The sequence below is a fragment of the Tardiphaga sp. genome, assembly GCF_028290785.1.
Classification (GTDB): Bacteria; Pseudomonadota; Alphaproteobacteria; order Rhizobiales; family Xanthobacteraceae; genus Tardiphaga.
The window spans coordinates 1-9,872 of sequence record NZ_JAQGJD010000156.1; the positions used below are offsets into that span (position 1 = coordinate 1).

Here is a 9,872-nt window from a genome sequence, read left to right on the forward strand (position 1 = left end):
ATGCTGAACTTCTACGGCAAAACCTTCACTTCCCGCCTCCTGATCGGCAGCGCGCTGTATCCCTCCCCGGCGATCATGCAGGCGGCGATCCGCGCCTCGGGCGCCGGCATCGTAACCGTGGCGTTGCGGCGCGAGGCCGCCGGCGGCAAGACCGGCGATGCGTTCTGGTCGCTGATCCGCGAGCTCAATGTCACGGTGCTGCCGAACACCGCGGGCTGCCGCAGCGTGCGCGAGGCGGTGACCACGGCCAAGCTCGCGCGCGAATTGTTCGGCACCTCCTGGATCAAGCTCGAGGTGATCGCCGACAACGACACGCTGCAGCCGGACGTGGTGGGGCTGGTCGAAGCCGCAACCGTCCTGATCAAGGATGGCTTTGAAGTGTTCCCCTATTGCACCGAGGATCTCAGCGTTGCTATGCGCCTCGTCGATGCGGGCTGCCGCGTCGTGATGCCATGGGCCGCGCCGATTGGCAGCGCGCGCGGCATCACCAACCGCGATGCGCTGAAGCTGATGCGCGACCGGCTGCCGGATATCACGCTGGTGGTCGATGCCGGCTTGGGCGCGCCGAGCCACGCCGCGGAGGCGCTGGAGCTCGGTTACGACGCCGTGCTGCTCAACACCGCGATCGCCAAGGCCGCCGATCCCGTCGCCATGGCCAACGCGTTTCGGCTCGGCGTCGAGGCCGGCCGCACGGCTTACGAGGCGGGCCTGATGGGCGCGCGCGATTTCGCTTCTCCTTCCACTCCAGTCCTCGGGACCCCGTTCTGGCATGCCGTATCCTGATCGCTTCTATCCTGTCGTCGATACCATCGCCTGGCTGAAACGCCTAACCGCGCTTGGCGTCGGCACCGTGCAGCTGCGCGCCAAGGACCTCGACGACACCGCTGCCACCGCACTGTTTTGCGAGGCGTTGGCGGTGACGGCGGGCACATCGACAAAACTTGTCGTCAACGACTACTGGCGCGTGGCGATCGATCTCAAGGCGCAGCACCTGCATCTCGGCCAGGAGGATCTGGCCGAGGCCGATGTCGCGGCGATCCGGCGCGCCGGGCTGACGCTCGGGCTATCGACGCACGACGACGAAGAACTCGAAACCGCGCTACGCGCCAAGCCGGACTACATCGCGCTTGGCCCGATCTTTCCGACCACGCTGAAATCCATGCGCTTCGCGCCGCAGGGCATTCCAAAACTCACCACCTGGAAGCAGCGCATCGGCGACATCCCGCTGGTGGCGATCGGCGGCATCAAGTTCGAACAGGCCGCCGAGATCTACGCCGCCGGCGCGGATTCGATTGCGGTGGTCAGCGACGTCACGCAGAACGTCGATCCCGATACACGGGTGCGCGCGTGGCTCGGGCAAACCGCGGAGGCGGCGTGATGAAGTCAGAACAAGGCGAGAGCCCTCATCCTGAGGAGCGCGCTCTGCGCGCGTCTCGAAGGACGACGGCGCGCCACACGCATCCTTCGAGGCTCGCGCAAGCGCGCGAGCACCTCAGGATGACAACGTCAATTTGTGCTTTCAATAACGAAATCTAGAAGGAGGATTACCCCGATGAACATCCGCTCCAATCCCGACACCACCCTGCCCGCCGTCACCACCGGCCCGCTGCCGTCGTCGCGAAAGGTCTACGCGATCCCCGCCAGCGCCCCGGATCTGCGGGTGCCGATCCGCGAGATCATGTTGAGCAAGGGCGCCGGCGAGCCGGATCTGCCGGTCTACGACACCTCGGGCCCCTACACCGATCCGAACGTCATCATCGACGTCAACGCCGGCCTGCCGCGCCCCCGCGCAGCCTGGGTGATGGAGCGCGGCGGCGTCGAGGAATATGAGGGCCGCGACGTCAAGCCGGAAGACAACGGCAATGTCGGCGCGGCGCATGCCGCCAAATCCTTCACCGGCTATCACAAGCCGATGCGCGGCGTCGGCGACGCCATGATCACACAGTATGAATTCGCCCGCGCCGGCATCATCACCAAGGAAATGATCTACGTCGCCGAGCGCGAAAACCTCGGACGCAAGGTGCAGCTCGACCGCGCCGAAGCAGCCCTTGCCGACGGCGAAAGCTTTGGCGCATCGGTGCCGGCGTTCGTCACGCCGGAATTCGTGCGCAGCGAGATCGCCCGCGGCCGCGCGATCATCCCCTGCAACATCAACCACGCCGAGCTGGAGCCGATGATCATCGGCCGCAACTTCCTCACCAAGATCAACGCCAACATCGGCAACTCCGCCGTGACGTCGTCGGTCGAGGAGGAAGTCGACAAGATGGTGTGGTCGATCCGCTGGGGCGCGGACACCGTGATGGACCTTTCCACCGGCCGCAACATCCACACCACGCGGGAGTGGATTCTGCGCAACGCGCCGATCCCGATCGGCACCGTGCCGATCTACCAGGCACTGGAGAAGTGCGACGGCGATCCGGTCAAGCTGACCTGGGAGCTGTACCGCGACACGCTGGTCGAGCAGTGCGAACAGGGCGTCGATTATTTCACCATCCACGCCGGCGTGCGCCTGCCCTATATCCATCTGACGGCCAACCGCGTCACCGGCATTGTTTCCCGCGGCGGCTCGATCATGGCCAAGTGGTGCCTGGCGCATCACAAGGAAAGCTTCCTCTACACGCATTTCGAAGAGATCTGCGATCTGATGCGCAAATATGACGTGTCGTTCTCGCTCGGTGACGGCCTGCGGCCCGGCTCGATCGCCGACGCCAACGACCGCGCGCAGTTCGCCGAGCTGGAGACGCTGGGCGAGCTCACCAAGATCGCGTGGGCCAAGGGCTGCCAGGTGATGATCGAAGGCCCCGGCCACGTGCCGCTGCACAAGATCAAGATCAACATGGACAAGCAGCTCAAGGAATGCGGCGAGGCGCCGTTCTACACCCTCGGGCCTCTGACCACCGACATCGCGCCGGGCTACGATCACATCACGAGCGGCATCGGTGCGGCCATGATCGGCTGGTTCGGCTGCGCCATGCTGTGCTACGTGACGCCGAAGGAGCATTTGGGACTACCCAACCGCGACGACGTGAAAGTGGGCGTGATCACCTACAAGATCGCGGCGCACGCTTCCGATCTCGGCAAGGGCCACCCCGCCGCCCAGCTACGCGACGACGCGCTGAGCCGCGCGCGCTTCGACTTCCGCTGGGAGGATCAGTTCAACCTCGGCCTCGATCCCGAAACCGCGCGCAGCTACCACGACGAGACGCTGCCCAAGGACGCCCACAAGGTCGCGCATTTCTGCTCGATGTGCGGCCCCAAATTCTGCTCGATGAAGATCACCCAGGACGTCCGCGACTACGCGGCCACCCTCGGCGACAACGAGAAGGCCGCACTGAACCTCGGCGGCGACGGCAAGATGGCCAGCATGGGCATGACCATGTCGGGCGTGATCGAGGACGGCATGGCGACCATGAGCCAGAAATTCAAGGACATGGGCGAGCAGGTCTATGTGCAGGCGGAGGCGGTGAAGGCGAGCAATCGGGAGCTGTAGTCCTCGATGGACAATTTGGCTTCTCGATCTGAAAGTCGCAGAAAGGTCAACGTCTGCTTTGCAGCGGGCGTTGATGGCCATGCATCCTCAAGCGTTTGGCAACTATGGGCTGCAAAGAATAGCCCGGACCTTTATTTGATGGTTCGGGGCATGAGCGAAATCAAAGCTTCCGTTCACTGTCCAAGATCAAACAAGCCCACATGGAAGCGCCATTTTGGATTTGACTACAATGCTCGTGGAGACCTGTCAGACGCGATAGACAAACTGGAGAGGCTCGTTACAAAGTCACTGGATTGGGGCGCCACACTCTTGTGAATGGCAGACAGTTCCGGGTCACGTATTGCTATGCGCCCCTCATTGCCCCTCCTTTTTCTGCGAATGAAGCTACTCGTCGCTTCCGTTCCAAGAAGATAGGCGTAGACGGAGCAAGCGCTCTACGTCTCTTCACTCCTCATCCGAATAACGATGGAAGCCGGTGAGGAATCTCCTTCAGATAGAATTGTTATAGCGACTGCCTCTTCCTTCAATCTCCTTTCGATGAATTGGCGCTCGATATATGACAGGTTGGTTTCAAGTAACATTCGGTATCTGTCTATATTGGCGCGGTGAGCGCCTAATCGGGCGACTTTCGCGCAGATCATTGTCAGCCTCCTCCTCAAACGAAACGAAACGCGGCGTTTTAAAGTAGATCTGAAGTTTTCGCTGACACTTTTGGCGCCAAGGCGTCCGAACTAATTGCCGTTCGCGTGGGTGCGACGGCACCCCGTCGGAGCGAGAACTCGCATATTATACTCTCCCACTCTTCTGCTTCTCCGCTCCAAAATGAACTACTCTCGCTTTCAAATTGCGCATGCTGGCGGCAGAAAGCTAACATTGCACGGCAATATGCGATCATATCCATGTCGGCATACCGTCAAACCGGAGCAAGCCCTCGGCGTCTTCCGAAGCGGGAACAATTGCTGAGCTGTGGGGGAATTTCGGCATTGCGATCGATTCCGAAAGAAACTCTACGCATTGCATCACGTGTGCAAAATTCTAACCGAATCCGCTACTCAATAGCCGCAAAGTAATGTCCGCTACCGCACTTCGGGTGGGGAAATCACGCTTTCGGCTGGCGCTGCGGATGTTAAGTTGTGGCTCCAGCCTTCTGCTGCAGGACTATAAGCTGATGCCCGTTCTAACTTCGGCGGCCTCGCTAAGTCGATTCCCAGTCGTGGACACGCACGATCCAGAAGTCATGAGGGACACGTTGTTTGCCTATTATGGCGCAACGAAGTTTGATGTTCCTGACACGTCCAATTTTCTAGGGCAGTCGTATCACGCAAAACTTGAGACGGTCTCCCTGGGTCTCTGTGCGTACGGCACCGGCGTATCGGTCGAATTCCCGGAAAGCAATTTCGTCCGGCTCCAAATCGCCATTGCTGGCAATGCCGCAACAATCATTAACGGCAGCACGACAGAAATTTGCGGTTCTCAGGCGTGCGTTACGCCGGCGGATCGAGTCAATAGGATCGAGTTCGGTCCCGATTTCAAGCAACTTTTCCTTCGCATTGATAAGGACGCGTTAGAGCGAAAGCTCGCAGCGTTACTCGGTGCGCACCCTCGACGCTCACTTGACTTTTTGTCGCCGCTTCCAGATCGTCAAGAGTACTTCGAAAGCTTCAAGAACTTGATCTCGTTTACGGCGAAACAACTGGATTCGACTCGAGAGCATCCACCGGCTTTGATGCTAAAAGAGCTTGAGCAGGCTCTTATCGTGGGATTTCTTGAGACTTCGCACCATTCATACCGAGAACTCCTGCATCGTCAGCCGGCCGACCTGTCCTCATTTCAGGTTAGGCGGGTGGAAGACTACATTGACGATCATTGGAATCTCCCGCTGGCGGTCGAAGACCTCGCTTATATGACTGGAATCGGTTCTCGTTCGATATTCAGTGCGTTCAAGCGCGCCCGCGGTTATACGCCAATCGCATACCTAAAGGCCGTTCGGCTTCGGAATGCGAAAAATCTGCTGAGTTTTCCTGATACGAATACATCGGTTACCGGCGTTGCCTTTCAATGCGGGTTTTCCAACCCTGGTCATTTTGCAAAGGACTATCAGCGGACGTTTGGCGAACTACCATCAGTGACGTTGGCCAAGGCAAAACACTAAGCGCATGATCGATTGTCCGTCGTCAGATAATTTGAGACTGATCGGGCATTTCGAGAAGGAAGGCTCTGGCTCATCAGGGGTTAGAGGTTAAGCGGCCTGCAGTCGGTGCTGCAAGCGGCGGTTTGCGATGGCGGCAAGCTTGATGCGTCTGCGTTGTGCGAGGATCGCGTCTGCCCTCCAAGTGAACGTCTGCCGGTGTGAAGTTTTCGATGCTCTCATGATAGCGGACGTGATTGTAGTGTTCGACGAAGGCGCTGATCCGTCGTTCAAGATCTCCGGGTAAATAATAGCTGTCGAGCAGAATGCGGCCCTTCATGGTTTGGTGCCCGATCCCCGAGCCGCGCCCGGTGCTACTGCATGCAGTCCGCGAGTTCGTGCAGGCCGCCGCGCAATGTGCTGGCGTCCATCAGATCGCACTTGTCGGATCGCTGGCGACAGACAAGCCCGTCCCCAAAGACGCCGACGTGCTGGTGACCATCGATCACGCCATGGACCTCGGCAGACTTGCGACCGCTGGACGACGTTTGAAAGGCCAGGCGCAGACCATTAATCTCGGCGCGGACATCTTTCTCGCCGATCCGGACGGACGTTATATCGGCCGCATCTGCGGCTATCGCGAATGCCATACCCGAGCTCTGTGCTATGCGCAGCACTGCGGCGGGCGCAGTCATCTCAACGACGATCTCCACGTCGTGGCGCTGTCGCCGGAACTGGTGGCGGCGCCGCCGCTCGAACTGTGGCCCAACATCGTGGCCCGGAACGTCCTGCCTCGGGCCGTCGAGACGATCCTGCTCTCATCAAAGCGAGCCTAGGATGGACAAAGGTCCGCCCCTGCAGTTCCCTCGCGAAAACGAACCGTTGCATTTTATCGGCACACGTCGCTTTGCCTACCCCAGACGCCACGACCGAGCGCCCGTTCGCCAACGACCGCGCTACCGCACCAGCGCGTCCACATCCAGCATCCACCTGCTGCCCTGCATCCGGCCATCCGACGTCACCTCGACATCGACCCGGTGCGTCTTCGGCCGATAGCCGAGGATTTTGACGTCGAGCGGATGGAGGAATTGCCAGGCGTCGCGGGTTTTCAGCAGACCGTCCTGCCAGGACGCCAGCGCCGCGGCGTCGCCGGCCTGCTGCAGCGCCTGCCAGCGGGTCAGCAGGGCCGCATCCTGAAACCAGATCGAACTGGCTTTCACCCGCATGGTCGCGCCCTTGCGGATGGGACTGCCCACAGCAACGCCCGTGAGCGCCAGCAACATGAGCAGCGCCAAAAACCGTCTCATGCCTCGTCGCCTTCAAGTTGGCCTTGTCACCACCGCAATCGCGCCACCAGGGTGCACGCGTTCTGTCTAGCGCGGCCACCGCGGGGTTCAACGAACATCCGCGGGCATGTAGGCAAGCGTCCCCCGGATATCGCCGCGCTTATCCGGGCGACCGGTTATACGTTAAACCAGATCATTCAGCGAAAGGACCGCTTATGCCCATCCTGCACTTCGCCCCGCCACTCGGCATCAAAGCGCCGCCTTTGTCCTATGCCGCGCGGGCCGGCGATCTGCTGTTCGTTTCGGGCATTCCCGGCTTCGACGCTTCAGGCGGGCTGTCGGAAGATTTTGTCACGCAGTTCGGCTTCGTGGTGACGACCATCAAACGCGTGCTCGCTGAGGCGGGCTCCGATGTGCGCCGCCTTGTCAAAGTCAACGTTCTGCTGACGCGGGCGCCCGATGTGGCGGTCATGAACCGGCTCTATGCCGAGGCGTTCGGGCCGCCGCCCTACCCGGCGCGCACCACCTGCGTGGTGCAGGCGCTGCCCGATCCGCGCATGCTGATCGAGATCGAATGCGTGGCCTCGCTGCTGGAGGTATGACGATCGCGCAGGGCCGCGCGACGGGTCCGACCCTGCATTGAACCCAACATCCCGTCCCGCGACTCAACTCCTGTCCGGGCCACCCGGCGCTCCGCCATTTTCGGCGGAGGCACGCGAACCTTTTTCACGGGAAGACATTCACATGCGAAAATTATGCACCCTGTGCGCCGCCGCCGGCATCGTCGTCACTGCCTTTGCCGCGACCGCGCCCGCCCATGCCGCCTATCATCTGATCCGCTGGCAGGACACCGGCTTCTGCCAGATCTGGGACGAAAACATTCCGACCACGCCGTATCCGTCGAACTACACCACCATCATGGGCGCGGTGGCGCCTACGTTTCTCGACGCGCTGATCATGAAAGACGGGTTGTTGCGCGCCGGCACCTGCTCGTTCTGACGGCCGTCACGGCGCGGCCATCGCCCCCGTCACCGTCTCGCCGACGAAATCCGCGGCGCGGCGGAACGCGGTGTCGGTGTCGCCGCGGAACGTCACGGTGCGGCGCAGCAGCAGTTCGTCGCGCTCCGCGTCGAGCAACTGCACCTCGCCCCATTGCACCAGCGTGCTCATCTTGCGAATGCCGCCATAGACCAGGTAGCGCGCGCCATCGTGGCGCGCGGCGGCGACCAGATCGCCCGGCGCCATGCCCGCCGCGGTGCAGGCCGGCTGCGGACAGGCCGGGCGTACCACCCGGTAGCCGCTCTGCATTAGCCTGTCGCGCAGCTCGGCGGCGAACATCACCATGCGGTCGCGATGCGATGCGGTCTGATCGACCGCTTCACCCGACGTATCGCCGTAGTCGAAATCGGCCACCGCGACAGTCACCGGCTCGCCGGCCGCCGCAGGGGATCGTGCAGGTGCCGCCAGCGCGGCAGCGATAAATACCAACAGCAGGCTTTGCCATTTCGACATGTTCGCCTCCCTGTTCGCCGCCGGCGGGCGCCGGCAGCGTTTAATACCTCGGCAACCATGACAAAGGGTCACCCAGAACCAAACCATTCTCCGCTAGTTCTAACCACCAGTACAACATGACCTGGAAGATGAAGATGAGCGAAGCTACCCTGATCCTGCCCAACATGCGCGGCGGTTGCGCGACCGTCGGCACCACCGTGCACACACTCTTTCGCGTCAGCAACCGCAGCCATCGGCCGATGGCGCGGCCCGAAGAAGGCAGCCGCAGCCTCGGCGACGCGGGCCAGCGCACGGATCAGGGAAGCTGACGCTGCCTGCCTTGTTGGAAGCCGCCGGGATTTGAAGCTGTCACCTCCCTGCTGCTACAAATGCGCAGCAGAATCAGCGGGAGTGCAGGCGTGGCAAAGCAAGTAATCACCCGGCCGGGCCTCCGCGGGCCGGATGGAAAACCCGGGCTTCCTGGCCCGCAGGGTCATCCGGGCCAACCCGGCGCCCCCGGCAAGCCCGGCGTCAATGGCAAGCCGGGCGTGAACGGCAAGCCCGGTCCTCAGGGCAAACCCGGTCCAGCCGGCAAGCCCGGCGTGGCGGGCCCGCAAGGCAAGCCCGGGCCGCAGGGCAAGCCGGGTGAACCCGGTCCGCAGGGCAAACCCGGCGTGCAGGGCCCCGCCGGCCCGCGCGGCGAGCCCGGCCCGGCCGGCGCGCTGCCTTCCATCGAGCAGGTGATGCCATGGCTGCACCTGATCTTCGACGCCTGGGAAGACCATCGCAAGCTGCGCGAGCGCGAAGCCCAAGAGCGCGAAGAGGCCGAGCGGCGCGAAGCGCAGGAAATCGCCGACCGTGTCGCCGCGATGATTGCGGAAGAAGCCGGCGCTCACGACGACGACCAGCCGGACGATGACAAGAAGAAAAAGCACCGCAAGGACAGGAAGTAGCGGCTACACCGCCACCGCGCGTTCGGCCTGCGCCACCGCCCGTTCGTCGAGAAACGCAACGAGATCCGCCAGCGGCATGGGGCGGGCGATCAGGTAGCCCTGCGCCAGATCGCAGCCCATGGCGCCGAGCAGTTCGAGCGCCGCCTGCTGTTCGACGCCTTCGGCGACCACCTGCAGGCCGAGGCTGTGCGCCAGGCTGACGGCGGCACGGACCAGCACGGCGTCTACAGCGTCGGTCGCCATGTTCATCACGAAGGCCTTGTCGATCTTCAACTCGTCGGCGGGAATGTTCTTCAGATAGGCCAGCGACGACAGACCGGAGCCGTAGTCGTCAATGGAAATGGTCAGACCTGCGGCGCGAAACCGTTCCAGCGTCTGGCGCGCCAGGCGCGCATTACCGATGATCGCGGTTTCGGTCACCTCCAGGCACAGTTTTCCGGAGGCCGCCCCGGCGATGGCCAGCGCGCTGTCGGTGAAAATCCCATCGTCGATCAGGTGGCCGGACCAGTTCACGGAGATGGTGA

Annotated in this window: 12 protein-coding genes and 1 pseudogene; 9 read left to right on the forward strand and 4 right to left on the reverse strand. The window is 62.3% G+C overall.

What is annotated here, in order from left to right:
• The 4 genes from JWR89_RS09170 to JWR89_RS09185 all read left to right on the forward strand — a co-directional run.
• On the forward strand, positions 1-783 hold a 783-nt coding region (locus tag JWR89_RS09170; RefSeq protein WP_299714652.1), incomplete at its 5' end, for a thiazole synthase.
• Positions 770-1,378 carry a thiamine phosphate synthase gene (locus tag JWR89_RS09175; RefSeq protein WP_299714655.1) on the forward strand — a complete coding sequence of 203 codons (609 nt, stop codon included), beginning with the start codon at positions 770-772 and terminating at the stop codon, positions 1,376-1,378. The genes JWR89_RS09170 and JWR89_RS09175, both read left to right, overlap by 14 nt.
• 174 nt (positions 1,379-1,552) lie before the next feature.
• Positions 1,553-3,490, forward strand: coding sequence for a phosphomethylpyrimidine synthase ThiC (thiC, locus tag JWR89_RS09180; RefSeq protein WP_299714658.1), 1,938 nt, complete (start codon positions 1,553-1,555; stop codon positions 3,488-3,490).
• A 1,249-nt stretch (positions 3,491-4,739) separates the two neighbouring features.
• Entirely contained in the window at positions 4,740-5,642 is a 903-nt protein-coding gene (locus JWR89_RS09185) for an AraC family transcriptional regulator (protein WP_299714661.1), read from the forward strand.
• 87 nt (positions 5,643-5,729) lie between these two features.
• Here JWR89_RS09185 and JWR89_RS09190 read toward each other — a convergent pair.
• A pseudogene (locus JWR89_RS09190) lies at positions 5,730-5,967 on the reverse strand (IS3 family transposase); the annotation flags it as partial.
• Between JWR89_RS09190 and JWR89_RS09195 the strand changes: the two are divergent.
• Positions 5,945-6,454 carry a hypothetical protein gene (locus JWR89_RS09195; protein ID WP_299714664.1) on the forward strand — a complete coding sequence of 170 codons (510 nt, stop codon included), beginning with the start codon at positions 5,945-5,947 and terminating at the stop codon, positions 6,452-6,454. The pseudogene JWR89_RS09190 and the gene JWR89_RS09195 sit on opposite strands and share 23 nt — an antisense overlap.
• Before the next feature lie 120 nt (positions 6,455-6,574).
• Here JWR89_RS09195 and JWR89_RS09200 read toward each other — a convergent pair whose 3' ends face one another.
• Entirely contained in the window at positions 6,575-6,913 is a 339-nt protein-coding gene (locus JWR89_RS09200; protein ID WP_299714667.1) for a hypothetical protein, read from the reverse strand.
• A gap of 206 nt (positions 6,914-7,119) precedes the next feature.
• On the opposite strand from JWR89_RS09200, the gene JWR89_RS09205 reads away from it, so the two are divergent.
• Both JWR89_RS09205 and JWR89_RS09210 read left to right on the forward strand, forming a co-directional pair.
• Positions 7,120-7,506: a RidA family protein gene (locus JWR89_RS09205; RefSeq protein ID WP_299714670.1), complete on the forward strand. Its 387-nt coding sequence runs from the start codon at positions 7,120-7,122 to the stop codon at positions 7,504-7,506.
• Between the two features lie 142 nt (positions 7,507-7,648).
• On the forward strand, positions 7,649-7,903 hold the full coding sequence (locus JWR89_RS09210) for a hypothetical protein (protein WP_299714673.1): 255 nt from the start codon (positions 7,649-7,651) through the stop codon (positions 7,901-7,903).
• Positions 7,904-7,909: 6 nt separating this feature from the next.
• Here the strand turns inward: JWR89_RS09210 and JWR89_RS09215 are convergent, their stop codons facing one another.
• Positions 7,910-8,416 (reverse strand): DUF2380 domain-containing protein, encoded by a 507-nt coding sequence (locus JWR89_RS09215; protein WP_299714676.1) that lies wholly within the window; start codon positions 8,414-8,416, stop codon positions 7,910-7,912.
• A gap of 116 nt (positions 8,417-8,532) precedes the next feature.
• Here JWR89_RS09215 and JWR89_RS09220 point away from each other — a divergent pair, with 116 nt between their 5' ends.
• Both JWR89_RS09220 and JWR89_RS09225 read left to right on the forward strand, forming a co-directional pair.
• A complete protein-coding gene (locus JWR89_RS09220) occupies positions 8,533-8,724 on the forward strand; it encodes a hypothetical protein (RefSeq protein WP_299714679.1) in 192 nt (63 codons plus the stop codon).
• Positions 8,725-8,814: 90 nt separating this feature from the next.
• A complete protein-coding gene (locus JWR89_RS09225) occupies positions 8,815-9,348 on the forward strand; it encodes a collagen-like protein (protein ID WP_299714682.1) in 534 nt (177 codons plus the stop codon).
• A 3-nt stretch (positions 9,349-9,351) separates the two neighbouring features.
• Here the strand turns inward: JWR89_RS09225 and JWR89_RS09230 are convergent.
• Positions 9,352-9,872: EAL domain-containing protein (locus tag JWR89_RS09230; RefSeq protein WP_299714683.1), on the reverse strand; the 521-nt coding region annotated here is incomplete at its 5' end.